This window comes from Treponema sp. OMZ 838, assembly GCF_000775995.1.
Taxonomy (GTDB): Bacteria; Spirochaetota; Spirochaetia; order Treponematales; family Treponemataceae; genus Treponema.
In genome coordinates, this window is record NZ_CP009227.1 from 1,482,831 (window position 1) to 1,509,379 (window position 26,549).

The window sequence follows — 26,549 nt, forward strand, 5'->3', positions numbered from 1 at the left end:
CCACGCTGATTATGGTTCGTTGGAATTCCGGCAAGATATTGATACAACTGAGAGTGCAGAGATCGCATTTCGTCGGGCGCTTTCATCGAGTGCCGGTACATAAATAAATTTCCGAAGCGGCTTTTAAAAATTTGAGTAAAAACGGCTTGCAGAACCGGAGCCGACAGCAGTCTCAAAAGGTGCATTTTCGGAGGCGAAAGTTTTACTCCCGAGCGGTACAGTTTTTGAAAGTTGTTTTTTATTTGCCGCGCCGTATCGTTCATAATGCCCGCTTCTTTCCAAACCGCTTCCGGATTTTCGGCTTTATAATACGCATCGGCAATCGGGACAACCAGAGCCAAGTGACACAACTGCCAGCCGTGCATGTCTTTTACGATTCGGTACGGCACGTTCACCGTCTTAAAAAGAGAGGCGAGTTTTTTCAGCCGCTCCGATGTGTTCCCGCCGATTTCGGCGAATGTCGTAGTCTGAATAAGCGGCGGCGTAAAGTCCGCTTTCAGTACGCCGTCTTCATAGCTGCCGCCCGCTCCCGGGAACGCAGGGATAATGCGTCCCTTACCGCACAGGCGCTCCCAGTCGGCGTAAGGTTCAAGCGTATTGACCATCGTAACGATATTCGGGCTGCCATTCGGCCGGAGTTCTTCGAGCGCCGTATGCACTCGATTTTCTTTTACCGTCAAAAAAATAAAATCATAGATATCATCGTTTTGCAATTTAGCGATAACTTTAATATTTGCTTTATACTGTTTGCCGTTTTTTTCATACAGCAAGCCGCGGGTTTTCAATGTTTCGAGTTTTTTCCCTCTTGCGTACACTGTCGTGTCACAGCCTGCTTCGGCGAACGCGTTGGCATACAAACCACCGATTACGCCTGCACCGTAAATTAAAAGTCTCATTTGTCGATTGCGGTCTCCTCTGAATTGAAAATTATGCCACAAATAGATTTCAGTATAAAAAAGTAAAATATTGATGGAAACTCAACTGCTTTTTCCTTTATGCATTTTATTTAATTCGGCGATATAATTCAAACCAAAAATCTCAATCTCGTCTAATACTTTTCGAAACTGAGTTCCCAATTTGCTCAAAGAGTATTCAACATGAGGCGGGACTTCGGCAAAGACTTTGCGGTCGATTAGTTTATCTTTTTCAAGCTGACGGAGCTGTCTTGTTAAAACCGTTCGAGTTGTTGTAGGCATTAATCTTTCGAGTTCATTAAACCTTTTTGTACCCGTACTCAGATGATATAAAATTATAATCGCCCATTTTCCTTGCAATACTCTTTGAGTAGTAGCGAAGGGACACTTATCATAAATCGACATTATAAGAACCCTCTCAAGTATTATATTTGATACTATGTATTATAAATGTTCGTACTTACAAAATCAAGACTAAAGACTATAATGATACTTAGAGAAGTGAGAAACTTCTAAATATTTACTGGAGGAATGTTATGAAACATGAAGTAATGAAGGTCTTTGATGCTTATCGAGATGCACTGGAAAAGGGCGATTTTGCGGGAGCTTTTGCAACAATGTCCGATACTGTTGTATGGCACATGGGAGGCGAAAGTTCGCTTTCAGGCACGATTATAGGGAAACAAGCATTGGGTGAGCGTCTAGGAGAATTCGCAAAAAGAAGCGGTGGCACATTTAAAGTTATTACAAATTGGGCTGCGAGCAACGAGTGTTTTGTTGCTGCAAGTGTTGTTTCCGTAGCGGAGAGAGGAGCTGATAAGCTCAATGATCCGGGAATTGATCTATTCAAAATAGAAAATGGCAAGATACAAGAAGTATGGACTTTTGCTGAGCAACAATCGGCAGAAGATAAATTTTGGGATAAAGTATAGAATTTTTATGTGTTATAGATTATCATAGGAAAATAAATAAAAGACATCTAACACCCGTTTCAACGCCGACAAATGGGGCAAGCCCGTTTGCAGGTTAAGCGGATGTTAGATGGATGTCCCCGCTGGGGCGAAGGGAGAAAGGATGAAAAAAAGATTATTGGTAGTGATAATGTATTCATTTGTTTTGTTTTCAATAGCTGCTCAATCTACTAAAGATTATACTATTTTTTTAAATATTGTAAAAAAAGAATTAAAAGAAATCCATATACAAAATTATGAAGAACACTTCAATGAACAGTATTTTATTATCAAAGAAAAGAATGATTATTTTGATGTTGATACAGAAGTCGGATTGACAAATTTATATAATATCTGTGTACAAAATGATAAATCACAATGGGAGAGTATTATTAAAGACCATTTTTCTCAAGTCAAAAACGGAAGGGCAGAAGAAAAAGAAATTCTTCCTAAATTAGAAAAAATAGAAACGGGTAAAGAATATCTGAGAATTCGCCTATATCCGATTGATTATAAAAAACAGATTTCAAAATCTTCAATAACAGATTGCTCGATGGATGACTATATCGGTGTTGTTGTTATAGATTTTCCCAGTGCAGTAAAAGCCTTGTCAAATGAATATGTAAAAAAATGGTCAATCAGTGAAAAAGAAATCTTAAAAAATTGCAAAAGAAAATACACTTAAAAACAATACTGAAAAATTTGAAGTATATAAAATATCAGATACTTTTTCGGTCTCTATAATGCTTTCCAATACAAATATTTTTATTACTTCTTCTATTTATGATTTAAATAAAAAATATAAGGATCTTTCCGAATATGGTGCCTTTGTAGCTATTCCAAACAGATATAGAATAATTCTAAAAAATATAAATAAAGAAACTTTGAATAATGATATTATACAACTGATTGGATTAGTAAATTATATGTATCAACAAGGTCCGGGAAGCATTACCGATGCAATATATTGGTTTGATGGTAAACAATTCTACAAAGTTATCCATAATACTTCAAAAGGAATGATAAAACTTCCTGATAAATTAGTGCAAAAATTGAAATAAAACCACATAGCACCATTTTCAAAGCCGACAACGGGACAAGCCTATTGCGGTTTAAAACAATGTTGTGGCGATAGGTTGCTGGTTTACCGTAGAGGAAAAATGAAAAGTTTAAGTAGAATTATATTATTTTCTGTTCTATTATTTTTGTTTATCTCATGTAAAAAAAGTGAAGATAAAGATTTTACTGCTGTAGCAATGGATATAGAAAATTCTGCAAGAGAAGAATTGCTAACCTTTGAAGAAGTAAGAGAAAGATTAGATTTAAAAAATCCTGAAGTGAAAGAATATTTTAAACCATTTTATGAATCTCTAAAAATATTAGATGTGGAAAATCCTACTGTTGAAGATCAGATAAAATTATTTTATGAAACAATAAAAGTATTGGAAGAGGAATACTATTTTAATATATTTGATTTTGATTATAAACCAAGCGATGAATTAACAGAAATATTTCATAAAATATTTTTAGAAGATGAAATTTGGCAGAATATCATTTCGAATTTATATACAAAAGCATCTCAGCAACCGGATAGATTCCTTAATACAAGTAAAAGCATAAAGATAAAAGATATCTCAATAGTTTCAATCACTGATAAGGAATGCACTTGTATCGTAAAAGCAGAGGCTTCACATTGGTTTTATGCAGACCATGGTATGGAGCTTACAAAAAAGGTGTATTTCAAATATTATGATGATATTTGTATAAGTGAAGAAGAATTGGAAAAATTCGGCCAAAAAGCTTTACAGGAATATAAGAAGATTGGAGAAGGAAAATTCGCGGGAAACACTATAAAGACAGAAGAAAATCATATATTCCATTTAGTAAAAAAGAAGGAGTATATAAAATAAAAGATTTTGTTTTTAATATTACCTCATTTACAGAAGGCTGAAATATTATGTATAAGAAGAATATTTTAGCTATACCTCAAGGTGATATGATAAATTATATTCATGATGGGTGTCTTTCAGAATTTGAAGAATACATTTTAATAAAGGTAAATAATGGGAAGATAATTGAACAAGGGAAATATAATTTAGAAAATTATAAAAATAAAAAATACCAAGCATTCGAAAGATTTTATGGTTCTGCTAAGTGTAACGAATCTTTGAAGAAAAATGGAATACAAGATGTATTTAGGACCGAGCCTTTTTGATATAACTCAAAAATATATAAAAGAATTACGGGATAATAATTACGAGGGCTACAATACTGATACGTACGAACTATTTGTAAAAATCATATTAAAGAAATTGACAAAACACTTGCTTCAATCTAACATTGTAGATAGATCGTGAATGCAGGTTGAGTAAATGTTATGCGTATACCCCACTGGGACGCTTGGAGAAAATAAATGAGAATAAAAATTCTAAAAAAAATAATTTACTCTTTACTTTTATTAAATTTATTTATAGATATTGCATGTGCTGAACCAAGGAAAGAAACTAAAAATATTTTACTGGTTTATTTATTTCAAAAGGGGTATGGAGAAAAAGCAACATATTCAATTTATAATGGAGAGCGGTTGTTAATTGACTTAGACTGTTTAAAGAAACGCAATATTTTAGGAATAAGATTTGACAGGGAAAATAAGGATACAGTTTTATTTGCTGAAAAAAATGATAATTTATATCGTGTAATAAGGCTTAATTATATTAACAATAAAGAAGCTGTTTTATTTGATTTTGAATGGGAAATATATCACTTATGTACTTTTACTGAAAATACTATATTCTGGTGTGAACGGTGTGAGAAAAACAGGGAACCTCATATTCTATATGAATATGATTCTCGAACAAAACGAATAAAAAAACTGTATGAAATTGAAGATATTCTCAAAAAATTCGAAGAACGATATGAGCCCCGATTTATTACAAGCGTTCAAGCTGATGATGATACTGTTTATTTTTATATGGACGGAGGATTTGTCGGTGATTCGGGAAATTTTGTAATTGACCGCTCAACAGGAAGTATCCGAAAAAATGAAATTGATATCGGCTGGTCTTATCCTCATAGTCGTCATAAAAATAAAATAATACGGCAGGGTGCATCTGTTACACAAACAGAGAATATGAAATCTTTTAGAAGCGATAGCAAAAGCTGTGTTATAACGGATTTAAATACATTTGAAGATATTCAATGTACATTTAAGCAAAGATACGAGCGAGTGGCCGGACCTTTAGTGCTGCTATCTGATGATTATTTTCTGGCACCGTTTTGTATCAGTCCTTTTAGGGATTCTTTGCGTAACGGACTGTTTGGTCATAATTGGACTGTTTGTTATACAGTATTTGATATTAAGAAAAACAAACCTGTATTTAACGGAATCAGAACAGAAACCGATATAATGCACCTTGTTGATGCAAAAATCATTGATGAGAACTAGAAGAGGATAAACACATTAAATGTTTTTTAGCCGAGTCAGGATTGATTAAAAAAGAAACAGATCTTTATGATGAGGTAAGTCTACAATGGGTCTTGACGTTCATCAGTTAAAATATTAACCTAGAAAAGGTACTTCTAGAAATATAAAACGTCCTTTTTAAGAAAAAAAGAAAGTGAATATAATATTTCACGAAAAGATATTTTTCGCCTAAGACAGTTTTTAAAATCAACGGGTAGACAAGCTGCCTATAGTTTAAAACAGTGTTCTACATAACAGCACACTGCGCTTGATTGAGAAAAAACGGCTTTTTCGCTTGAGTAAAGGAAATTTTGGTAATTTTAAAATGTTGAAAAAAAGAAATGCACTATTCTTGCTTTGTATATTTGCATTTATATCATGGGGAATATGGTTGTTAGAAGTAAATCCATTTTTAACTAATACATGGGATTGGATTAGGTTTAAAAAAATAACATTTATTCTTACACCTTTATTGTTTATTGTATGGGGTTATATGTCTCAAGTAATTACAAAAATATTTTCTATGATTTTTAATTTACTTATATTTTTATATTCTTTTAATTATATTATTTTTAATTATGGCTGCACATATAGCAGGTCCTGCCGGTATTGTATTTTTAATTTCCCCTTTTTATTTTTTGCTTTATAAACCAATTGTATTAATTTTAATATCGTTTTTTACTTTTGTATTTAATTTAATAATTATAGAATTAAATCATCTTAAAATTAAAAAGAAAGAATTTTTAATAATAATTTATACTTCTTTCTTTATTATTCCGATTGTGATGTTTTTTATAAGTTGTTTATTTAAAATATTCAATGCAAATGAATATATAACTGGTTTTTTTGGATATAACAATATGGATACTATTTTATGGTTTAAAACGGGTATAGTTATTCCATTATCATTTATCTATGAAGGATGTCTGTTGTTGGTTTTTAAGAAATGAAAATACAATTATAAATATACCAAAGTTAGTTGATAAAAAAGAAGTAGCGAAATCAAAATTTGAGGAATGTGTTTTCGCTGATGAATTTCCCATGCATTAATAAAAATATTAAAAATGACATCGAGCTTTCTGGTTTAGGTAGAAGAAGCTGTTTGATAAAAGAAAACCGAATATAATATTTCAATAAGAAATATTTTGTCCAACACTGTTTTCAAAGTCGGAAAAGCGGTCAAGCTGCGTTACGGTTTAAAACGTTGGTTATATGGACTGCCTTCTGGGGGGGGCAGTAATTCTGAGGGGGATATGAAAAATAAAAGAATATGTATTTTGTGTATCTTACTATTTTTATTGCAAAATATCTTTGCTCATGATGAACGAGAGATGGATATTTTCATTTTACTAGAAAATAATTCTAATAGTATTCTACTGTATAAAGGATGGATTCCGAAATCCCATGATGAGTCAGCGATTTTAAATAAAGATCTCTATAATGCTTTAATATCGATGGATAGAAAAATTAAAAAGTCAAAACCTATTTCTATAAATAACGTTGAAAAAGCTTGTATTATAGATGGTGAATATAAAGTTGAGTATCTACTGACAGGAAAGAAATATGAAATTCAAAATAATTATTGGATGTATGAGTCTCAGTCTGGAAAGTTCTATAGATGTGATATTTTAAATGAATTGAGAATCATATATGATTGTTATAATTATTCTGATTTTTATAGTAAATATTATTTACAGGACACATTAAATATTGCTGATTGTAAAAATATAAATTTTATAAAATGGCTTTTTACTCATGAAACGGATATTCAAATTAAAGATAAACCTATTGAGGTTATTGAAAAACAATATTCAAATGGAATTCCAATTAGGATTCAACAATTACCTTGTTACTATACAATAAAAATTTCAAATGAAGAATATAATCAATATAAAAAAGCTTGTAAGAAAAGGTCTGATTGGAAAATATTTAAAAATGGTGAAATATCATTTTGTCTTATAACAAAGTTTGATTTATGTTGTGTTATAAAAGAAAATGAGCTGATTTTTGGATTTGGAAATATGGATATTATCCATCCATAAAATGAAATAATACATAACATCGTTTTCAAAGTAAAAGGTGAGGGAGTGATAAAAATATTGATTCATGATACACTTTAAAAAAATAAGAAGATTTGATAATGTTGATATATAGAGGGTTATATAGTATATTGTAATAAACATATACGAAATAAGCACACTTCATGTTCAAGAACTATTACTGTTAGCGCTAACTATATATGCCATCATCACCGCGTTTATTCGTGGGGGTGTTAAAAAGCAGTCCGGTTGTCTTGAATAGAGAAGGAGAAGACGTTGAAAAAATTTGAAGAACGGTTAACGCATCTTGAAGAAATCAGCGAAAAAATCAAGAGTGCCGATCTTCCGTTGGAAGAAGCTCTTGCGGCTTTTGAAGAAGGAATCAAGCTTGCTAAAACCTTGGAAAAAGACATTGATAAAATAGAAAGTAAGGTGCAGATATTGATGAATCAGCCGGTGCAATCGCAGGATAAACCTGAGCTGGAGCTATTTTCAGCTGATGACATATAGCGATGGATACCTCGTCTCAATCACCTGAAATATCTCAAGTTTCTTTTCATACTGATACGGCTGTCGATTCCACCGCTGTGTACAAGCCGATAAAAGCGCTTGATGCGGAAACGGCACGGAAAATTGCGGCCGGCGAGGTTATTGATCGTCCTGCAGCCGTTATCCGCGAGCTTTTAGATAATGCAATCGATGCAGGCGCTTCAAAGGTGCAAGTGGAAATCTCAGGCGGCGGTATCGACCGCATTCGGGTGACGGATAACGGTTGCGGTATGAGCCGCGAAGACCTCGCAATCTGCACGGACACTCACACGACGAGTAAGATTTCTACAGCGGAAGATTTACTCTCCCTGCACAGTCTCGGTTTCCGCGGCGAAGCTCTTTCTTCTATTAAAGCGGTCAGCGATCTTGAAATTACCTCAACGAGGAGCGGACCCGCCGCATGGAAATTGCAGCTAGGGAAGATACTTCCGGCTCGTCTAAATGCCGGTACTGTGGTGCAGGTAGAAAACCTCTTTGAAAACTTTCCTGCCCGCAAGCAGTTTTTAAAGCGGGCGGCTGCCGAGACTGCGCTGTGTAGAATAATCTTTCTCGACAAAGCTCTGCCGCATTACCGTACCGAAATGCGCTTTATCACGGATGGCGAGCTTCGCTTTCTGCTTCCTCCTACAGAGTCGCTGCGGGAACGTTGCCTCGCCGCTTTTTCGTTTAAAGAACCCGAAGCGCTCTTTTTTGAAATTGAAGGAAGCGGTGAGCATTTCTCGTTCCGTATTGTGCTCGGCAGCCCGGATGTTGTCCGAAGCGATAAACGCGCTATCATGGTATTTGTCAACGGTAGAAGGATTACCGAGTTTGGACTTACGCAGGCAATCGAGTACGGCAGCGAAGGCTATTTCCCCAACGGCGGACATCCCGTTGCGTTTTTATTTTTAACGGTAGAGCCTTCCCGTGTGGACTTTAACATTCACCCCGCAAAAAAAGAAGCACGCTTTCAGGATTACGGCGCTATCCACCACGCCGTCAGCAGCGCCGTCGGCTCCTTTTACCGGCAGCATACCGTTGCAAGTCTCTTAAAAGAAAAGTATGACCCCAGCCTTACCCGCCCTCTGGATTTTCAGCACGGTTCCCCGGCAGGAGCATACCCACAGTCATCGCACTCCGGCACGGCAGCCGGTCAGTATGGAGACGGTAAAAGCGGTAACTCAGCCGTCGGTACAGCAGCCGATGAGTATGACCGATATGGAAAGGAGTACGGAAACGATACCGGTGTACTGCCTGACGGATACAACTACGAGGTGTCCGGCACTCAAGCGGAGTACGGTTCTGCACAAAGCGGATATGGCAGCGCATTCCGCCAAATAGCGGCGACAGCAGCAGTTCCTTATTCAGTAGGGGAACGCATTATTCCACCGCCTGCGGCTACGGGTACGGCAGCGTATCTACAGCCGCCGCCGGATCTTCCTCCGGCTGATTTTAAGCTGCTCGGACAGGTCGCCGGTACCTTTATCGCAGTAGAAAAAAACGAGGCGCTGTATTTAATTGACCAACATGCTGCCCACGAGCGGATTATCTTTGAGCAGCTGCGGCATAATATCGGCGGCGTACAGGAGCTGTTAATCCCCTACCGCATTATCACCTCATCGGAAGAAGACGATGCGTTTATCAAAACACATCAGGAGCTACTCTGTAAGGCGGGCTTTGCCCTCTCCGATGAAGGTGCAGGCGTATGGCAGGTAACCGCCGTACCGGCACGGTGGACAGGCACGGAGCGCGATCTTATCCGCGACATCACCGGCGTCCGTAAAAATGCCGGAGACATTCTCTATCAGATTTTAGCCTCAGCCGCCTGCCGTGCTGCCTGCAAGGATCATGCCATCCTCGACCCCGTAACCCAGCAGCACATTGCGGCGCAAGCCTTTGAACTTCCCGAACCCATCTGTCCGCACGGCCGCCCAATCTGGATTGTGCTTACCCGCGAAGAACTCTTTAAACGAGTTAAGCGAACGTAGAGTAGAAATCCTCGCCGGCATTGACCTTTCTTGTATTTTTCGCTAAAAAATTTTACAGGCTGATTAAATTTTAAGGAAATCTCTAAAACTAAGGTTATGAAGAAGTCCCGATTCTTTTTCTATATTACGATTAAAGGAAGCATTATGAGCGAAGCAATTTTTTTAGGCCGCGGCGAAACTGCGGTTGAACTTTTACCGATGAGGGCGAATAGACACGGACTTATTACGGGGGCTACCGGTACCGGAAAGACCGTTACGCTCAAAGTAATTGCGGAAGCATTCAGCGATTTAGGCGTGCCGGTGTTTTTACCGGATGTGAAAGGCGACCTGTGCGGTTTTGCCGAAAAAGGCGAATCGAGCGTTAAACTGCAAGAGCGGCTCAGTCTCTTACATATTTCAAACTTTGAATTTAAAAGTTATCCCGTACGGATATGGAGTATCTTGCAAGAAACGGGACACCCCATACGCACTACGATTTCCGAAATGGGACCGCTGTTGCTTTCTCGCCTTTTAGACCTTAACGAAGTGCAAACCGGCGTATTGAATATCGCATTCCGTGTCGCGGATGAGGACGGGCTATTGCTTTTGGATTTAAAGGATCTGAAAGCGATGCTCCATTATATTAGTGAAAATAAGCAGGATTTAAAATTAAAATACGGTAATATCTCCGACACCTCGGTAGGAGCAATTCAGCGGAATCTTTTAACGCTCGAAAATGAAGGAGCGGATAATTTTTTCGGAGAACCGGCTTTAGACATCAATGATTTTTTTAAGCAAACATCCGAGGGACGCGGATATATCAATATATTAAATGCCGTCAAACTGTACCAAAAGCCCATGCTGTATTCAACCTTTTTGCTATGGTTCTTATCCGAGCTTTACGAAAACCTCCCGGAAATCGGCGATGCAGAAAAACCGAAAATCGTCTTTTTCTTTGATGAAGCTCACTTGTTGTTTGATAACGGTTCAAAGATATTGCTTCAAAAGATTGAACAAATTATGCGTTTAATCCGGTCGAAGGGCGTTGCGGTTTTTTTCGTTACTCAAAATCCCGCCGATATTCCCGAAGACATCCTTGGTCAGCTGGGAAATAAGATTCAACATGCGTTGAGGGCGTTTACCCCTAAGGACGCAAAAGCCATACGCCTTGCAGCCGAGACCTTCCGCGTCAATCCTGCGTTCGACACCGCTCAAGTTATCACGCAGCTTAAAACCGGCGAAGCCCTCGTTTCCGTTTTGCAGCAGGACGGCAGCCCTTCTATAACGCAGCGGACAATGATTGTTCCTCCTCACAGTAAAATGGGCGTAATCGACAGTGCTAAAATCACAGCGCTGGTCGAAGAGTCTCCTCTTTTATATAAATACAAGGATCCGGTCGATCGGGAATCCGCTTACGAGATTCTTACCAAACAGTTTAGCGAACAAGCCGAAGCCGCGACACGTCAAGCCGAAGAAAAGCAACTTGCAAAAGAAAACGCAGCAAAGGCAAAAGAAGAAGCGGCGCTTATACGAGCCGAAAACGCCAAAGCAAGGGCAGAAGCGGCAAAGTTAAGGCTGGAAGAAGCTGCAAAACGAAAAAATCAAAGCACCACAGACCGGTTGGGGAGAATTTTGGTTGATAGCATCACCCGCTCAGTCGGACGGGAAATTACCCGCGGTGTTTTCGGCTCCGTTAAAAAAATGCTCCGCAGTTGAGCAGTGATACAGGGACGGGCAAATATATCAAGCTGTTAAGAAACCGTCTGAGGTGTTTGCCCCGATAGTTCATCTTCTTTAAAAAGCCATATCAGTGCATCATCGATTGCTTTTGTGAGGACGAGTACATGAATATTTTGTTTTTCTTTTTGCGCATGTTTTTTCCAGTACTGCAATGAATGTTTTTTTAATTTCCGTTTTTCTTCTTCGATCCTTTTATCTGCCTCGTCTTTGTGCACATCAATGTAATGATATAATCCGCATGCCATAAAATAAACGCCGAGTAATCGAACAAACGGTTCTTGTTCGGTTTCCAGCAGGTGTGAGAATTTCTCTGCTGCCTCGCGGTAGCGTTTTAGCATCTGTGCCGAGAATGCCTCATAGAACGATATCCACGGGGAGGTTTTATGAGGCCGTTCGGCAATACGAGTCATAAAATCGGCAAGTCCTTGATAATCGTTTGAAAGCAGTTTGGCTGCCGCAAAACGGGAAGCAAAAGTTCTAATATATTCAGGTTTATATTCTTCGAGTACACGTTCAAGCCGTTTTAATATTTCAAAATCGCCCAATAAAATACTGATTTCACACAGTATCCGTACTTTTTTAGCGGTAAGATGATGTTTTTCAAAAATTTCCGTCTCTAAATAGAGTGAAAGTGCGGGCCAATCTTCAGCTTCAAGAGTTGTTATGAGTTTCCAGTTGCTGATAAAGAATATATTCATTCCCAGAAAGAGAATCATAAAAAAAAGGACGAATATCCAGTAGTTTTTGAAAAAGCTGCCGATAAATTCAGTACCGGCGGTAAAGAATGAAAAAGAAAGCACTGTAAAGAAGATAGTTAACAGAACGGCATTAAAGATAATAATAAGCACTTTTAATTTCATTCAAAATCTCCTATAATCTATAAATAGATAGTGTAAATCTTTTGGTTACACTTTCAGTGTACTACAGGAGCGTATTTAAGTGAATACATTGAAACTTTTAGAGCTGAAAACCCCCGTATATTTTACGGAGGATGTGTACATTGATAAAAAGTTTTTGTTATTTACAAGAGAAAGTTGTTTTACGGATGAATTAAAAAGACTTCTTTCCGAATGGCAGTTTACGCTTCTCTATACAAAAGGAACCGTCACCGAAGCGAATCCTCAAAAAAAAGAAAATGAGGGCGAAGAAAAAAATGATGCGGCCGGCACAGGTCAAGTCCTAACCGAACCAAAACTTTCGGGCGAGTTAGTAGAAAAGACCTATCAAAGATTCTATGCCTTTGCTGACGAAGTGTATGGAGCCTATCGTAATAGGCAGGCGCTCAATACCGAAAGTGTCATTGCCAAAATGAAGGAATTCTGTACTTTTGTACAAGAAAACCGGCAGGCAGTACTTATTTTGCAATCGATTATGCCGTATAACGTAGATAATTTTCTTGTTACCCATTCGATTCGGTCGGCAGTTTTTGCTATCGTAGTCGGTATGGAACTTAAAATGCAAAATCATCAGCTGGTAGAATTGGCAACCACTGCTTTGCTGCATGAGATAGGCCTTATTCATATTTCCGAAGATATTTATTCCAGAGCAGCCGAACTGTCAGATGAGGAAAAAAAGTATCTCCATGTGCATCCGGTGCTTTCCTGTAAAATATTAAAGAAAGCCAAATTTCCGCTGCCGGTTTGTCTCGGTACGCTTGATCATCACGAGCGGGAAAACGGTACGGGATACCCTCAAAAGCTGACCGGTGAAAAAATTTCTCTTTACGGAAAGATTCTGGCGGTTGTCTGTTCTTATGAAGCGATGACCGGGGAGCGCAAGTATAAGAAAGCTGATGATCCTGCAACGGGGTTATTGAATGTTTTGCGCCGGGAACCTTCGCAATATGATGAAGAGGTACTCAAAGCGCTCTTGAATGCGCTGTCGTTTTTCCCGATCGGCAGCTTTGTGTATCTTTCAAATAATACCGTTGCACAAGTAATCGACAATAATTCGGAGGATCCTCGTTTTCCCGTTGTACGTGTTATTGATAGGTCTGCAAAAACGGCTTTTTCGGAAGCCATCCGTACTGCAATGGACGGTATCCGTATCATGCGTCCGGCACGTAAAGAGGAATGGGTTGCCGCTCTCAGCAAAGGAAAGAAGAAGGCGTAGCTTCGGCAGCTATCATGGGCTATACATCATCCGTATTGTAAATTAACAAAACGCTACAGATGCGCTGCATACTACCGTAGGCGTACAATAGTCTTGCCGGTACCGCCATGTTCGGGGCGGGCAAAGAAAAATTCCGCGACATACGGAGCCGCGGCGAGTTTTTCTTGAACCATTGTTTGCAACACGCCGTTTCCTTTCCCATGTACAATCGAAAATTCCTGCATATTATGCATCAAAGCAAGATCGAGTTGATTTTGCAGGTGTTTTTCCGCTTCGTCCAGCCGCATGCCCAGTAAGCGCAGTTCAAGCTCCGGGCGGCTTTCCTTATGCAGCTCCGCTTCTACCACAACCTGCGGCGTGCGCAACGGTGCGGTGCCGGACAAGTTGAGCGGTTCGAGTTTATCGGCGGGGAATGTCATTTTAACGGTATCGACCGCCACTAGCCAGTTCTTTTTTTCTTTCCGGATAATGACGCCGCGCCGGTGCAGGTGAGGGATAAGTACTTCCATACCTTCGGTCAGTATTTCGCTTACCGGAGCGCCGGTTGCAGACATACCGTTTGCCGGTTTTCCGTGTGCTTGATCCTGCTCACGATTTCGAAGCGCCTGCTGTAGGGCGGAAAGCTCCTCCTGTTCATTGCGGATATCCGTTTGCTCTTCTGCAAGCGTTTGTCCGAAATCGGCAAAGAACTGCTTGAGCTTACTTGTTTTTTCGTGCGTCAGCTCCCCTTCTTGAATTTCCCGCACGAGGTTTTCTATTTCGTTGCGTTTTTGCTCGAATAAATCGTTCAAGCGTTTATATCCCTGCGAGCGGAGAACTTGCTCCTTTTGACGGAGCTTGAGCGCGTTTAAATCGAAGCGGCGCTGTTTTTCCCGTAATGCTTTTTCCGTCTCGTCCTTTTCCCGTTCAAAGACCGCAAGCTGCTCATGCTTTTCCATCAGCCCCTTGATGAGGGCGGCGGCATCGGCGGAACTGTCCGCCATATACGCACGGGCGGCGCGGATAACGTCGGGGCTTAATCCGTTTTTTTCTGCAATATCGACGGCGCGGCTTTCACCGGGTATGCCCATCAGTATCCGGTATGAAGGGCGCAGCGTTGCCTCGTCAAAGGATACGGAGGCATTTACGCAGCCGCTTTTCCGGTATGCATAGTTTTTCAGCACACCGTGATGACTCGTTACAAAGACCCGCGAGCGGCGGGCAAACAGCTCATCCAAAATCGCCATAGCGAGCGCGCCGCCCTCTTGAGGGTCGGTACCGCTGCCGAGTTCGTCGAGGAGGATAAGGCTTTCCTCATCGGCTGCTTCCAAAAGCTCTCCGACAGTGCGCATATAGGCGGAAAAGGTCGAAAGCGAGCGGTCGAGCGACTGCTCATCTCCGATAGCGCAGCCGACATAGCGGAACACCGGTAGGCGCGTTTCTTCTCCGGCGAGTACCGGCCAGCCTGTTTGGTTTAACAGCACAAAGAGGGCGGCGGTTTTTAAGCTGACTGTTTTACCGCCGGTGTTTGGCCCGGTGATAATCAGTATCCGATCTTCCGCCGCCAGTTTTAGGTCGATAGGAACCGCTGCCGCGCCGAGCAGGGGATGCCGCGCTGCCTGTAAATAAAAGTATTGAGCGTTCCCCGTGTCGGGTACAAAAACACCGTTTTCCGTATATGCCCAGCGGGCGGCGGCGGCGGCACAGTCCAGCTCTAACACGAGCTCGTATGCTTGCTCAAGCGCCTCCGCTTCCTCCGCGAGCTTTGCGCTGATGCTCACCAACAGGCGGTGCAGCTCCTGTTCATACTCAGCCTGCGCCCGCATCAATTCGTTATTGCGCAGTACAATGCTTTCAGGTTCAAGGTAGAAGCTTTGCCCCGACTGGGAGTATTCGTGGATAATGCCCTTAATCCGCCCCTTAAAGTTGGAACGCACAGCGATAACCTGCCTACCGTTCCGCAGCACGGGTGTAGGCGTTTGCAGCATTCCCTTGGTAGACTCGTCGGTGCAGTAGCTCCGCATTGTTTTTTCGATATCGGCTTCAATACGCTGCATCTTTTTTCGGATAGCCGTCAGCGAGGGGATGTCGCGCAGCGCGCCGTTCTTGTCGATAAACGAAAACACCGCCTGTTCGGTTTGCGGAAGCGGCGGTATCGATTCGATGAGTGTACACGCGGTACTGTCCGTCTGCTTTTGCTTTATAGCCCATGCCTTCAATTCACCGACTTGCAGCGCCAAAAGCCCCGCCGCGTAGAGTTCCTCTACGGTAAGGCAAACACCGACGGTATGCAGCTGCTTTAACACGGAATCGAGCGGCGGGAGGTTTCTAATCGGTAGCGGTTCATCAGCCTGTAAAAACGAGAGGATATCCCGTCCCAGCTCCTTTGCTGCGGTAATCTCCGCCGCATCTTGCAGCGGCCGTTTTTGTAGACAGCGTTCTCGTGCTTCCTCAGATTTGCAGTAACCTGCGATAATCTCCGCAATGCGGAAAAATTCTAAAACTTCTAATGTATGCGGTGTCATTACATTCCTTACTTATTCACTACCGTTATAAATAACGAATAGTTTATCAGTTTTTACTATTTATCGATAGTGCTTTCCGATATGGTGATTTACAAATAACATCCCGATAACCTGCATATTTTTTATTTTTTCTCCTTAAGTGTTTTTCAATAACTCCGATATATGTAATAAGCACAGTGAAAAGGTTGTGCACCCTTCATTGTGTTACGTTCTTCTGTGTCGGATAGCAGAGGATCTGGAAAATAATTATTGACATATCGGCAGGGATGCCGTGACGGACGCCGTAAGGTAAAAAACTCGTCAAAAATCGCCGAAGGAGTAGCAATATGATCATTAATCACAACATGAGCGCTATGTTTGCACAGAGAACAGTTGGTCAAACCAACGTTTCCACTCAGAAAAACATAGAAAAACTTTCATCCGGTTTACGCATCAATCGTGCAGGGGATGATGCTTCCGGCTTAGCAGTTTCCGAGAAAATGCGAAGCCAAATCCGCGGCTTGAACAGAGCAAGTGCCAACGCTCAAGACGGCATTTCTTTTATTCAAGTTACCGAAGCGTTCTTGCAGGAAACAACTGATGTTATGCAGCGCATCCGTGAATTAAGCGTTCAGTCTTCGAACGGTATTTACAGCGCCGAAGACCGCTTGTACATCCAGGTTGAAGTATCTCAGCTTGTTGCTGAAGTTGACCGGATTGCAAGTCACGCACAGTTCAACGGTATGAATCTGCTTACCGGCCGTTTCGCTCGTGAAACAGGAGAAAACACCGTTACCGCCTCTATGTGGTTCCATATCGGTGCCAACATGGATCAGCGCATACGTGCATATGTCGGTACAATGACCGCTAAAGCACTCGGTGTTCGCGACGTTGGTGACGAATCGATTCTTACAATCGATACGCCTGAAACAGCAAACCGTGCAATCGGTACCATTGATGAAGCCATCAAGAAGATCAACAAACAGCGGGCTGATCTCGGTGCATACCAGAACAGACTCGAGATGAGTGTTGTCGGTATCAATGTTGCAGCGGAAAACCTCCAAGCCTCGGAATCACGCATACGTGATGTCGACATGGCTAAGGAGATGGTAGAATTCACCAGAAACCAGATCCTGACGCAGTCCGGTATGGCAATGCTTGCACAAGCAAACCAGCAGACACAAAGCGTGATGTCTCTGTTGCGCTAAGCATTAGAGAGTGACGGAAAAGGTTGCCTCCTACTAGGGATGCAACCTTTTTTTTATTATAATCGATTCCGTTATATAGTATGCGACAACTTACCGAACTGGATATTTATATATTAAAGCAAGAATTTCCTCAGCTCAGTCTTACAGAAGACCCTGACATTGAACGCTATTTTGAATTTCGTTCTTTGAATAGACAAGCGGAGGCATTGCGGCTCTATAATACAAAGTTGATACATCGATATCCTGATAATAAGATGCGGGTACAGTTGATGACCTATTACCGAAAGCGCGATTATCGATTCCATATTTTGCTTACCGATTCGCTTGTTCAGCTCGCGGATCGGACTGTTGTTCAGGTCAAAAAAGTTATCATTTTCTTTGCAGACACTATTGCTCCGTTAAAGCGTGCAAAGGTATATACGATTATTAAAGTATGCGAAAAAGTCATTAATGCTATTTCTCCGAATCGATTTGCCGCTATTAGTTTTACTGAAAAATATACGCGGTATGCCGAAAAGCTTAAATACCATGCCGCCGATATGCGGCAAGCTGCTGATATTATCCGCATGTATATTACCGATACGCTTTCTTCTGTGCGGGAATACCGTGAAGAACAGGATCGGAAAAACGTTCAAGAGAAAACACGGAGAGCACTTCATAAAGAAAAGGCTTCCGTTGTCGATTTTTCAAAAATTGTATTCACAAAAGAGCAGGTTGCTTCAATTACCATTCCTTCATCCATAATCCGTATCGAGGATAAAGTACTTGCCTATACTATGAAATATTGGAATCGCTATGCCGACGGTGCTTTTGAAAATATACTGCTTTTGTACAGCAGAAAGTACGGCACTAATCATTATGCGATTTTCCATGCGGTAAAAGTAGGCAGAGTGCGTAATTGGAAAGATGAGGAACTGCTCCATGCGGTACTCGCGAATGTAGCACAGGGATACTATTACAGTATCTCCGGGGATTTGTACTTACAACGAGCCTGGAAGCAGTTAAAGCTTAATCTGGATCCTTCGTCTCCGCCTTCGCAGGTTAAAGGATTGCCCGTACCGGCTGTAAAAAAAGCAAAGGCTGTAAAACGGTCAAAAAAACAGACTGAAAAAGCAGTGGTTCAAAAAACGAACAAAGCGGAAAAGGAGACTGTTTCCACACGTAAGAAAAAAGAGACGAAAAAAAATGTTCAGGTTAATTCCGTTTCGGTGTCCGGAGCTGCAATGCCGTCTCCGTCTGCGAAAAGAGTATTGCAAAAAAACACAGCGACAGCGCCCGAATCAAGCAAGAGTACAAAACCGGTTTCAGCAGCTTCAATACCGGAATCCGGAAAAACCGCTCAGGAACAAACAGTCGCTGAAAAAGCATCGGCTTCCGTTCAAATATATCCCATCAATGAGCCTAAAGGTCTGCCGGCCTCCATCGCCGAAACGGTAAAAAAAGTAACGGGCAAAAGCTACGGTGTCTACCGCGATCTCTTCTTCAAAGAAGTCCGATCGGCAATCCGTACAATTCTCCAACACTCAACAGTACAAAAATTATCGTTCTTCGGCAGCGAACAAAACAACGCCGAAAATATCATTTATCAATTTTTAGAAACCAATTACGACAATCCCTATCAGCAATGGCAGGGCAGTAAAGAACAGGCCGATGTGTTTGAGCAAGGATTCCGCATCGACAGCCTCGAACCGATTATTCGCCTTTGGGCTAAAGAAAACCTCTGATGCACAGGACAATCGTATCAGATAAAATAGATCAAGTTCCGCAGAATTATAGGTTGGGTGACCATTTGAGCCGCATAGCGGCGAAACTCTGGGCGGACAGACTATAATTCTGCGGGGAATATAAATACACTTTCTGATATGTTTACCCTGCGCTCTGATACGTTTACCCGGCGGAAGTTTGACATTTGAGGGGCTTACCGCTATACTTTTTTTATGCTCAGTAATTTTCATACTCATACGTATCTGTGCAAACACGCTGAGGGTACTCCGGTTGATTATGTACGGCAGGCCGCAGCTGTCGGTTGCTCTGCGCTCGGGTTTTCCGACCATTGTCCTTATCCACACGACGACATGTGGCTCTATTGCCGGATGGCAGCGGCTGATATCCCGTTGTATAAGCGCCTCGTTGAAGACGCAAAAAAGGAAGCCGATTTTCCCGTGTACTTCGGGTTTGAATGTGAATGGTCGCCGCAACATCACAACTGGTTTAAGGATGAGTTAATCGGCCGCTATGGAGCAGACTATTTGGTATTCGGTTCACACTGGTTTCCGCTGCACGGCGGACTTGAATATATTGCGACCGTTACCGAAAGACGTTTGCTGCATACCTATATCGATTTTACGATTGAAGGGATGAAGTCGGGGCTCTATGCGTTTTTAGCTCATCCCGATTTGTTTTTGAGCAGCATCCGGTCTATCGATGCGGACTGTCTTGCCTGTGTCGATGCGCTCATCGATGCTGCAAATGATTTGGGAATGCCTCTTGAAATCAACGGCTACGGGCTGATTAAATCGAAGGTGCGGCGGGATTACGGTGAGGACTATCAATATCCCGTAGCGGCGTTTTGGAAACGTGCAGCGCAAAAAAATGCCCGTATTATCTGCAATGCCGATGCGCATCAAATAGAACAGGTTTTGGCAGGAGTGCAGAACGGTATCGAATATGCGGAAGACCTCGGCATACCGATAATCGATGCGGCGGAAGCGCTGGGCTTTGCACATAAGTAGGATTGGTTCACACGTATGTTGAAAGAGGTCATATTTTTGAGGATATACGATGCGTAAGGATACGCCGCATACTGCCGAACGGAAAGCCGCTCGTGCCGTTGTGGAAGGACGGGTGCAGGGCGTGGGCTTCCGTTATTGGACGGTACAGGTTGCACGGGAATTCGGCATTACCGGCTGGGTACGGAACTGTCCCGACTATTCAGTGGAGATATTTGCGGAAGGAGACGGCGCCGCGCTCTATGAATTTTTCAATGCAGTGCAGCACAGTCATCCCCGCGCGTATATTTCCAACTTTACCGTTACAGCGGCGCAATATCAAGGTTTGGAATCTTTTAGCGTCCTCTTTTGAAAATATATGGCACATCTACTTCGTTGCTACGCACAAATTAATCCTCAACGTATCAAAGATACGCCTGCGGTTAATTTGTGCTCGCGCCTTGTATCTGTACCATCTATTTTCAAAAGGCTAACGGAAAGCTATATCCGTGTGCCGCTACCGCAAATGCTCAACGTATTAGAACGGACAAGGACGTACAACTGTTCAAAAGGCTTTTTAGGAGCGGCATGGATGCCATTGTTCGGGAATGTACATCCGTGTACACTTTTAATGATGCATCTACTGAGGAGAACATAATGGTTGTTAAAATAGTGCTTCCGTTTTTGTATCTCGGGTTCGGTTTTCTTGTTGGGAAAACGCCGATCGATATAAAAAATCAGACATCGTATCTTTTAACGAGATTGGTTATTCCAATGGTGATTATTTATAACATTGCAACGTTTCACAGCGATTTGTTTTTTATTATTACCGCTATGATAGTTATGCTGACTGCAATGATGCTTTTGAGCCGACTCTTTACTTCCGATGCTGTCGAACGTTTATGTTTTTTCTATTTAAATATCGGATGGCTTGCTCTGCCGGTTGTTACTGCTGTGTGGGGTGACAGTGCAGCAATGGCTGTCCTTTCGTTGTATATCGGCAACTCTCTTTTTGGTAATTCCATTGGCGCGGGTATGTTGATCAATAATGGTGCTGTAAAGATCGACATAAAACGGACATTACAGTCCCCCCCAGTGGCAGCGCTTATTATCGGTGTCGCCTGTATTCCTTTCGGTGATGTCTTTCGGCAGTATCTCCCACCGGTATATCGAATGGTAAAATGGTTACTGACTTTCTTAGGTATGGGGGTACTCGGAATGTGGCTGGCTCATATAAAACTTTGCCGTAAAGATTTTAAAGCTGCGCTGCGTTGGGCGTTACTAAGGGCAATAATAGTCGGCTTCTTTCTAACTTTGTTTATTTATATTGCAGGTATGTTTAAACTGGAACTGGTAACTGGGAATAAATCCGCACTATATATAATCTGTATTATGCCTCCGGCTGCCAATATTATCGTATTGGAAACACATTACTGTCGTACTGGAAAGTCTGCGGGGCTTACCGCTTGCGGTACTCTTTTGAGTTTAATTCTTATCGCTTTATATATTGTGGTAACAAAACTGCTGTTTTAAACCCCGCAGAATCGGTTAAGCCCTTTCCCAGTTTTTGACATATTCTTCCAGCTCATCAAGCATTGTAAGAATGACCGACTTGTTTTTTTCAGAATACGTTTCAGCCTCTTTTTCCAGCTTTTTAAAAAACGGAAGTAATGGGGTTAGCTTTGCTATAGGAACCTTGGTCGGATGGTACTTTATCAACACACTTCCGGTAACGGGATTATGTTCAATCTCTTTGATGATTGATGAAAGCGCCGGAGCTTTCAAGATGGATAATGCCCGCTCGGTGATTGCGGTGTCCTTAAAGACAGGCGCCCGCAGCCGTATGCGGCCGGGGAAAAAGCCGGTAATCATCTTGCCTCCTTTAACAGCTTTTGCATGGATTCGATACTGACGGCAATGGTCAGTGAATTATGCAGTGTCGCCGCGAGGGCGGGCGGGATAAGACCGAATATACCGGCAAACAAGAGCAGTGAATTGCCGCCGATAATCAGCTTATTGTTTTTATCTATCCGTGACAGGGTTTTTTGACCGAGCTTCCGTACCGTAATTAAGCCGGAAAGTCCGTCTTCGGCCAGTACAATATCGGCGGTGTCTCCTGCAATTGATGAACAGTTATCCATTGCAATGCCGACATCCGCGGCGGAAAGTGCGGGTGCATCGTTGATTCCGTCACCGATCATAATCACCTTATGTCCGGCATCTCGTGCTTCCTGCACATACCGCACCTTATCTTCCGGCAGCGTCTGCGCATGATATTCCGTGATACCGGCCTGAGCTGCAACCTTCGCCGCCGCTTGTTCGGCATCTCCTGTAATCATAACGCAATTACGCACACCCAAGTGTTTCAGCTCAGAGACGGTTTCTGCGGTACCTTCCCGGGCGGGGTCTCCAATAGTCAAAATACCGGCAAGCTGTCCGTCAACCGCCAAGTAGAGTAAGGAATAGCCTGATTTTTCTGCGGATTTCTGCACCCGAGCTATCGCTTTAGTGGTTGGAATTTTTTCATCTTCAAAAATAAAATGAGCGCTTCCGATACAGAGCCGTTTGCCCTCTAACGAAGAAGCAATGCCGTGTGCGACAATGTATTCAACCTTCGCATGGCGTTCGGGATGTACAAGATTTTGGTCTTGGGCGGCTTGTACAACGGCTCTTCCCAGCGGATGCGGAAAATGTTCTTCAAGACATGCCGCGAGCCGCAACACTTCATCCTTTGTGAAGGAGCCGAACGGATGCACTTCGGCTAAGACCGGTTCCGCATAGGTAAGGGTTCCCGTTTTATCGAAAATGACGGTATCGGCAAGCGCCGCCGCTTCCAAATACTTTCCGCCTTTTATCGAAATACCGTGCTCCGCCGCTTCCTTCATTGCGGAAAGAACGGCAATCGGTGCGGCAAGCTTCATCGCGCAGGAATAATCGACCATCAATGTTGAAATCGTTTTGGTGATATCCCGTGTAAATAAGTACGTTAAACCGGTCAGCAAAAAATTGAAGGGGACTACTTTTTCCGCTATCAACTCCGACCGTTTTTGAGCGGCGGCTTTTAAAGATTGAGAGCGGTCGATCATCGCGATGATATTGTTCACTTTTGTTTCAGACCCGACCGTGCGTACACGGACGTACAGTTCACCTTCCAAAAGGATGGTGCCTGCAAAGACGGTAGCGCCGCTTTTTTTTTCTACCGGCAGGGATTCTCCGGTAATGCTCGCTTGGTTTACGAGCCCTTCACCGTTTTCAATATTCCCGTCTGCGGGGATTTGGCTGCCGGCACGGACAACAATAAGATCGTCTTTTTTAAGCGCAGAAGGTGGGAGCGTCCGTTCTTGATCACCTTCGATAAGATGTACCGGCTCGTTTGAAATCAAAAGCGTTTGTGCCAGATTATTGTACGATTGCCGGCGGGTCAGTTCTTCAATTTCTTCTCCCATATCGAGCAGCGTTGCCACAAAACGAGCAGTCTGCGCCTTACCGTCCAGAACGGCAACGGTCAGGGCTGTTGCATCGAGTAAATCCGTACTAAAGAATTTTCCTGCAAAAATAGACTGCGCCGCTTTCATAATGCGCGGGACAATCCTTTTGTAGAGCAACAGATTACGTACCGGCATCGGGAGAAGCGATCGTACGGTAACGTCAAAGAGGGTGGATGCGAGTACATCGAAGATGCTTTCGGGTGCAGGAATTTTTGCAACTGAAGCGAGCAGGCTTTCATCGGACAAGTATTTATCGGAGAGGACTCGGAATAAGGCGAGCACCTCAGCTTCCGAAAGTGTCTTTACGTCATAATAAACCAGAAAGGATGCGACTTTGGGGTTAACTTGAATGTCGGTTATGCCGTCTTGTACCGCGATGAGCGTCTGCGCAAGAATAGCTTGCCGCGGCGAAATTTCAACCGCATTGTAGTGCAGTCTTATTCTGCCGGGCAGGGAGTGTTTAACGGTTACGTTCATTGATAATATTGATAAAAAGTTCTTATGCGTTTTGTGATTGGTTGTATGCAGCTTCGGCCGCGATATCCTGTGCGTCCTCTTTCACCGCTTCCATAAAGGCAACCGCTTCCTGCTTGAGCTGCAAGCCCTTTTCCGTAACAGCTACACAGGCCTTGCGGAATGCCGGAGTCCGAATGAGAGCCGCTGCGGCAAATCCTGCTGCAACGCCCACGCCGAATGCAACCCATTTATTTGAAAACATATGGTACCTCGCTTATTGTCATACTTAACATCCGCCGTCAATTTTGCTGGCGAAACATTCGTGTGTGGAACAATAACAGTTTTTGATAAAAAACGCAATAAGATGTGTTTGTTCTAGCATATAGAACGTTATTTTGTTATTCTTGACACGGAATAGCAATATATGATAGTATGCCGCTCGTCAACTTTCCCCGGTTGTGTAATGGTAGCACCGCAGATTCTGGTTCTGCTTGTGGGGGTTCGAATCCTCCCTGGGGAATCTCCGAAAACCTCTAAAAATGATTATTTTTAGAGGTTTTCGCTTAGTAGAGCAATTGATGCTCTGTTTGGGTCCCTTCGTCTATCGGTTAGGACATGAGATTCTCAATCTTAAAAGACGGGTTCGATTCCCGTAGGGACCGTCCCTCATTTTATCTGTACCGTTCCGTTATATATGCAAACCCCATCATTTTTTCTATAATACTTTTATGAAAAAGTTTACCGGTTTATCTGTATGCGACGGTCTCGTTGCATGCCGGCTTGTGTGTATTCCTGAAAATGTTATACAGGCAGCACCCGCCTACGCAATTACCGCTCAAAATATTCAACATGAACAAGAACGGCTGCGAATTGCCGTACAAGCTGCTCAAGAGGGGCTGAGACTGGCGCTTGCCGAATATCGAACGGCAGATACCCACGTGAAATCTCCCGAACAGGCTATTTTAGAAACCCATCAGACAATGCTCGCCGACGAAGAGTTTATGCGCGGCATTTATACGGAAATAGAAACTTCGCTGATGAATGCCGAAGCGGTGCTTAAACGGAAATTGGATGAAGTTACCGCTATGCTGACTGCTTCTGGCGACAACTATCTTTGCGAGCGAGCGGTTGATATTCAAGATGCGTACGAACCGGTTTTTTCTTATTTAAATCCCCGGCATAAGCAGACCACTTCTCGGTTTGCCGGTGTACCGCAGGGTTCCCTGCTTGCGGCACGGGTGTTTAAACCGTCAGAAGCGCTCGAAATAAAAAAGCTTGCCCCCTGCGGAATTATTATGGAAGAAGGGGGCGCTACCAGTCATATTGCGATTATGGCACGAGCGTGGAACATTCCGACACTGATTGCCGTTCAAGGACTTATGGCCGAGGCAAAAAGCGGAATGTATGCCGTGCTGGATGCCACGAAGGGAACGCTGACCTTGGAACCCAATGCGGAAACTATCGCTCAAATAAAATCTGCCGGTAGTGAACACATTGAGGTAACCGAAGAAGAACGGGACTATACGCTGGTGTATACGCAAGACGGTACTCCCGTACATTTGAGTGCAAACATTGTGCTTACGGAAGAATCGGCGTTGCCGGCTGTGCAGAACACTGCCGGAATCGGACTCTTCCGGTCTGAGTTCTTGTTTTTAGGAACCCAAGATATTCCTGATGAAGAACATCAGTACACATCGTACCATACGGTGTTGGAACGGATGGGATCAAAGCCGGTGGTAATCCGTACCTTTGACGCCGGCGCCGATAAGATGCTGAAAGAGCAGGAAAATCGTCTGGAGCGAAATGCACTCCTCGGCTGGCGGGGAATCCGGTATTGCTTGGATCGTCCCGAAATTTTTAAGCATCAGCTGCGGGCACTGTTGCGGGCAGGTTGTATCGGCAATCTGCATATACTCATTCCGATGATCTCCTGTAAAAAAGAAATCACCGCCGTGCGGAATTTAATCAAAGAGATTGAGCAAGAGTGTGAACAAAATCGAATACCGTATAAGAAAGATATTCCGATTGGCATTATGATCGAAGTGCCTTCCGCCGCAATCGCTGCCGACCTCTATGCTCCGGCGGTGGACTTTTTCTCTATCGGCACCAATGATCTTATTCAATACACAATGGCGGCGGATCGAGAAAACCAAACCGTCGCACATTTAGCCGACTGTTTTCAGCCCGCAGTGCTGCGGCTTATCCGGCACGTTATTGAGACGGAGCCGCTCCTGCACCGCACCGGTGATTTGCGCGGCGGATTTGTGTCTATGTGTGGGGAGATGGCTTCCGATACGGAGGCTGTTCCGCTCTTACTTGGGATGGGTTTGCGGCGGTTCAGCATGGCAGCGCAAAAAATCCCTGAGATTGCGCAGCGGATCGAATCTATCCGGATTTCCGATGCAGAGGCTCTCTGTAAAGCCGTCAGTCTGCTGGGCACCGCTGAAGAAATACGTCGGGAAACAATGAAACGCTTCCCGCTGTAGGCTTTCA

The 26,549-nt window shown here is 42.8% G+C and carries 24 protein-coding genes, 2 tRNA genes and 1 pseudogene; 20 read left to right on the plus strand and 7 right to left on the minus strand.

All coding sequences use genetic code 11. The features are described from left to right. Nucleotides 1-8 precede the first annotated feature (8 nt). Together QI63_RS13530 and QI63_RS06620 are read right to left on the minus strand one after the other, a co-directional pair. A pseudogene (locus tag QI63_RS13530) lies at nt 9-896 on the minus strand (ketopantoate reductase family protein); the annotation flags it as partial. Between the two features lie 81 nt (nt 897-977). Then, nucleotides 978-1,319, minus strand: a complete 342-nt coding sequence (locus QI63_RS06620) for a winged helix-turn-helix transcriptional regulator (RefSeq protein ID WP_235619643.1) — start codon at nt 1,317-1,319, stop codon at nt 978-980. Between the two features lie 131 nt (nt 1,320-1,450). Between QI63_RS06620 and QI63_RS06625 the strand changes: the two genes are divergently transcribed. The 11 genes from QI63_RS06625 to QI63_RS06675 all read left to right on the plus strand — a co-directional run bounded on the left by QI63_RS06625 (nt 1,451) and on the right by QI63_RS06675 (nt 11,577). Then, nucleotides 1,451-1,846 carry a nuclear transport factor 2 family protein gene (locus QI63_RS06625; protein WP_044014934.1) on the plus strand — a complete coding sequence of 132 codons (396 nt, stop codon included), beginning with the start codon at nt 1,451-1,453 and terminating at the stop codon, nt 1,844-1,846. A gap of 142 nt (nt 1,847-1,988) precedes the next feature. After that, on the plus strand, nt 1,989-2,549 hold the full coding sequence (locus QI63_RS06630) for a hypothetical protein (protein WP_044014936.1): 561 nt from the start codon (nt 1,989-1,991) through the stop codon (nt 2,547-2,549). 58 nt (nt 2,550-2,607) lie between these two features. Further along, on the plus strand, nt 2,608-2,925 hold the full coding sequence (locus QI63_RS06635) for a hypothetical protein (RefSeq protein ID WP_044014938.1): 318 nt from the start codon (nt 2,608-2,610) through the stop codon (nt 2,923-2,925). A 99-nt stretch (nt 2,926-3,024) separates the two neighbouring features. Continuing rightward, nucleotides 3,025-3,774, plus strand: a complete 750-nt coding sequence (locus QI63_RS06640; protein ID WP_235619644.1) for a hypothetical protein — start codon at nt 3,025-3,027, stop codon at nt 3,772-3,774. A gap of 47 nt (nt 3,775-3,821) precedes the next feature. Continuing rightward, nucleotides 3,822-4,079: a hypothetical protein gene (locus tag QI63_RS06645; RefSeq protein ID WP_235619645.1), complete on the plus strand. Its 258-nt coding sequence runs from the start codon at nt 3,822-3,824 to the stop codon at nt 4,077-4,079. A gap of 198 nt (nt 4,080-4,277) precedes the next feature. Then, nucleotides 4,278-5,309, plus strand: a complete 1,032-nt coding sequence (locus QI63_RS06650) for a hypothetical protein (protein WP_044014940.1) — start codon at nt 4,278-4,280, stop codon at nt 5,307-5,309. A gap of 596 nt (nt 5,310-5,905) precedes the next feature. Next, nucleotides 5,906-6,277 carry a hypothetical protein gene (locus QI63_RS06655; protein WP_044014942.1) on the plus strand — a complete coding sequence of 124 codons (372 nt, stop codon included), beginning with the start codon at nt 5,906-5,908 and terminating at the stop codon, nt 6,275-6,277. A gap of 195 nt (nt 6,278-6,472) precedes the next feature. Continuing rightward, nucleotides 6,473-7,369, plus strand: a complete 897-nt coding sequence (locus QI63_RS06660; protein WP_044014944.1) for a hypothetical protein — start codon at nt 6,473-6,475, stop codon at nt 7,367-7,369. A gap of 273 nt (nt 7,370-7,642) precedes the next feature. Next, the gene (gene xseB / locus QI63_RS06665) at nt 7,643-7,876 is read left to right on the plus strand and encodes an exodeoxyribonuclease VII small subunit (RefSeq protein WP_044014946.1); all 234 of its coding nucleotides are present in this window, start codon (nt 7,643-7,645) and stop codon (nt 7,874-7,876) included. A 2-nt stretch (nt 7,877-7,878) separates the two neighbouring features. Further along, the gene (gene mutL / locus QI63_RS06670; RefSeq protein ID WP_044014948.1) at nt 7,879-9,882 is read left to right on the plus strand and encodes a DNA mismatch repair endonuclease MutL; all 2,004 of its coding nucleotides are present in this window, start codon (nt 7,879-7,881) and stop codon (nt 9,880-9,882) included. A 144-nt stretch (nt 9,883-10,026) separates the two neighbouring features. After that, nucleotides 10,027-11,577 carry a helicase HerA-like domain-containing protein gene (locus QI63_RS06675; RefSeq protein ID WP_044014950.1) on the plus strand — a complete coding sequence of 517 codons (1,551 nt, stop codon included), beginning with the start codon at nt 10,027-10,029 and terminating at the stop codon, nt 11,575-11,577. A 35-nt stretch (nt 11,578-11,612) separates the two neighbouring features. Here the strand turns inward: QI63_RS06675 and QI63_RS06680 are convergent, their stop codons facing one another. Beyond that, a complete protein-coding gene (locus QI63_RS06680) occupies nt 11,613-12,461 on the minus strand; it encodes a hypothetical protein (protein WP_044014952.1) in 849 nt (282 codons plus the stop codon). 79 nt (nt 12,462-12,540) lie between these two features. On the opposite strand from QI63_RS06680, the gene QI63_RS06685 reads away from it, so the two are divergent. Then, nucleotides 12,541-13,713 carry an HD-GYP domain-containing protein gene (locus tag QI63_RS06685; RefSeq protein ID WP_044014954.1) on the plus strand — a complete coding sequence of 391 codons (1,173 nt, stop codon included), beginning with the start codon at nt 12,541-12,543 and terminating at the stop codon, nt 13,711-13,713. 71 nt (nt 13,714-13,784) lie between these two features. On the opposite strand, the gene QI63_RS06690 is transcribed toward QI63_RS06685, so the two are convergent. Next, entirely contained in the window at nt 13,785-16,217 is a 2,433-nt protein-coding gene (locus QI63_RS06690; RefSeq protein WP_044014956.1) for an endonuclease MutS2, read from the minus strand. 326 nt (nt 16,218-16,543) lie between these two features. On the opposite strand from QI63_RS06690, the gene QI63_RS06695 reads away from it, so the two are divergent. The 5 genes from QI63_RS06695 (at nt 16,544) to QI63_RS06715 (ending at nt 21,645) form a co-directional block, all read left to right on the plus strand. Beyond that, nucleotides 16,544-17,404: a flagellin N-terminal helical domain-containing protein gene (locus QI63_RS06695; protein WP_044014958.1), complete on the plus strand. Its 861-nt coding sequence runs from the start codon at nt 16,544-16,546 to the stop codon at nt 17,402-17,404. A gap of 80 nt (nt 17,405-17,484) precedes the next feature. After that, nucleotides 17,485-19,128: a hypothetical protein gene (locus QI63_RS06700; RefSeq protein ID WP_044014960.1), complete on the plus strand. Its 1,644-nt coding sequence runs from the start codon at nt 17,485-17,487 to the stop codon at nt 19,126-19,128. Nucleotides 19,129-19,341: 213 nt separating this feature from the next. Further along, nucleotides 19,342-20,136 carry a histidinol-phosphatase gene (locus QI63_RS06705; RefSeq protein WP_044014962.1) on the plus strand — a complete coding sequence of 265 codons (795 nt, stop codon included), beginning with the start codon at nt 19,342-19,344 and terminating at the stop codon, nt 20,134-20,136. A 49-nt stretch (nt 20,137-20,185) separates the two neighbouring features. After that, the gene (locus QI63_RS06710; RefSeq protein WP_044014966.1) at nt 20,186-20,485 is read left to right on the plus strand and encodes an acylphosphatase; all 300 of its coding nucleotides are present in this window, start codon (nt 20,186-20,188) and stop codon (nt 20,483-20,485) included. A gap of 284 nt (nt 20,486-20,769) precedes the next feature. After that, nucleotides 20,770-21,645 carry an AEC family transporter gene (locus QI63_RS06715; RefSeq protein WP_044014967.1) on the plus strand — a complete coding sequence of 292 codons (876 nt, stop codon included), beginning with the start codon at nt 20,770-20,772 and terminating at the stop codon, nt 21,643-21,645. A 15-nt stretch (nt 21,646-21,660) separates the two neighbouring features. Here QI63_RS06715 and QI63_RS06720 read toward each other — a convergent pair whose 3' ends face one another. From QI63_RS06720 to QI63_RS06730, 3 genes are read right to left on the minus strand one after another with little or no spacing between them, the layout of a single operon-like run. Then, nucleotides 21,661-21,984 (minus strand): HMA2 domain-containing protein, encoded by a 324-nt coding sequence (locus QI63_RS06720; protein WP_044014968.1) that lies wholly within the window; start codon nt 21,982-21,984, stop codon nt 21,661-21,663. Next, entirely contained in the window at nt 21,981-24,077 is a 2,097-nt protein-coding gene (locus QI63_RS06725; RefSeq protein WP_044014969.1) for a heavy metal translocating P-type ATPase, read from the minus strand. Before QI63_RS06725 ends, QI63_RS06720 begins: the two co-directional genes overlap by 4 nt. A 22-nt stretch (nt 24,078-24,099) precedes the next feature. Then, nucleotides 24,100-24,318: a hypothetical protein gene (locus tag QI63_RS06730; protein ID WP_044014971.1), complete on the minus strand. Its 219-nt coding sequence runs from the start codon at nt 24,316-24,318 to the stop codon at nt 24,100-24,102. Nucleotides 24,319-24,505: 187 nt separating this feature from the next. Here QI63_RS06730 and QI63_RS06735 point away from each other — a divergent pair. The 3 genes from QI63_RS06735 to ptsP all read left to right on the plus strand — a co-directional run bounded on the left by QI63_RS06735 (nt 24,506) and on the right by ptsP (nt 26,542). Continuing rightward, nucleotides 24,506-24,576, plus strand: a tRNA-Gln gene (locus QI63_RS06735). 70 nt (nt 24,577-24,646) lie between these two features. Beyond that, nucleotides 24,647-24,718: transfer RNA gene (locus QI63_RS06740), tRNA-Glu, on the plus strand. A gap of 66 nt (nt 24,719-24,784) precedes the next feature. Then, nucleotides 24,785-26,542: a phosphoenolpyruvate--protein phosphotransferase gene (ptsP, locus tag QI63_RS06745; RefSeq protein WP_044014972.1), complete on the plus strand. Its 1,758-nt coding sequence runs from the start codon at nt 24,785-24,787 to the stop codon at nt 26,540-26,542. Nucleotides 26,543-26,549: the final 7 nt, after the last annotated feature.

Coding starts and splice junctions, on each gene's coding strand:
- QI63_RS06620 (WP_235619643.1), bottom strand. CDS start 1,319: ATGTCGATTTATGATAAGTGTCCCTTCGCTACTACTCAAAGAGTATTG.
- QI63_RS06625 (WP_044014934.1), top strand. CDS start 1,451: ATGAAACATGAAGTAATGAAGGTCTTTGATGCTTATCGAGATGCACTG.
- QI63_RS06630 (WP_044014936.1), top strand. CDS start 1,989: ATGAAAAAAAGATTATTGGTAGTGATAATGTATTCATTTGTTTTGTTT.
- QI63_RS06635 (WP_044014938.1), top strand. CDS start 2,608: ATGCTTTCCAATACAAATATTTTTATTACTTCTTCTATTTATGATTTA.
- QI63_RS06640 (WP_235619644.1), top strand. CDS start 3,025: ATGAAAAGTTTAAGTAGAATTATATTATTTTCTGTTCTATTATTTTTG.
- QI63_RS06645 (WP_235619645.1), top strand. CDS start 3,822: ATGTATAAGAAGAATATTTTAGCTATACCTCAAGGTGATATGATAAAT.
- QI63_RS06650 (WP_044014940.1), top strand. CDS start 4,278: ATGAGAATAAAAATTCTAAAAAAAATAATTTACTCTTTACTTTTATTA.
- QI63_RS06655 (WP_044014942.1), top strand. CDS start 5,906: ATGGCTGCACATATAGCAGGTCCTGCCGGTATTGTATTTTTAATTTCC.
- mutL (WP_044014948.1), top strand. CDS start 7,879: ATGGATACCTCGTCTCAATCACCTGAAATATCTCAAGTTTCTTTTCAT.
- QI63_RS06675 (WP_044014950.1), top strand. CDS start 10,027: ATGAGCGAAGCAATTTTTTTAGGCCGCGGCGAAACTGCGGTTGAACTT.
- QI63_RS06680 (WP_044014952.1), bottom strand. CDS start 12,461: ATGAAATTAAAAGTGCTTATTATTATCTTTAATGCCGTTCTGTTAACT.
- QI63_RS06690 (WP_044014956.1), bottom strand. CDS start 16,217: ATGACACCGCATACATTAGAAGTTTTAGAATTTTTCCGCATTGCGGAG.
- QI63_RS06695 (WP_044014958.1), top strand. CDS start 16,544: ATGATCATTAATCACAACATGAGCGCTATGTTTGCACAGAGAACAGTT.
- QI63_RS06700 (WP_044014960.1), top strand. CDS start 17,485: ATGCGACAACTTACCGAACTGGATATTTATATATTAAAGCAAGAATTT.
- QI63_RS06705 (WP_044014962.1), top strand. CDS start 19,342: ATGCTCAGTAATTTTCATACTCATACGTATCTGTGCAAACACGCTGAG.
- QI63_RS06710 (WP_044014966.1), top strand. CDS start 20,186: ATGCGTAAGGATACGCCGCATACTGCCGAACGGAAAGCCGCTCGTGCC.
- QI63_RS06715 (WP_044014967.1), top strand. CDS start 20,770: ATGGTTGTTAAAATAGTGCTTCCGTTTTTGTATCTCGGGTTCGGTTTT.
- QI63_RS06720 (WP_044014968.1), bottom strand. CDS start 21,984: ATGATTACCGGCTTTTTCCCCGGCCGCATACGGCTGCGGGCGCCTGTC.
- QI63_RS06725 (WP_044014969.1), bottom strand. CDS start 24,077: ATGAACGTAACCGTTAAACACTCCCTGCCCGGCAGAATAAGACTGCAC.
- QI63_RS06730 (WP_044014971.1), bottom strand. CDS start 24,318: ATGTTTTCAAATAAATGGGTTGCATTCGGCGTGGGCGTTGCAGCAGGA.
- ptsP (WP_044014972.1), top strand. CDS start 24,785: ATGAAAAAGTTTACCGGTTTATCTGTATGCGACGGTCTCGTTGCATGC.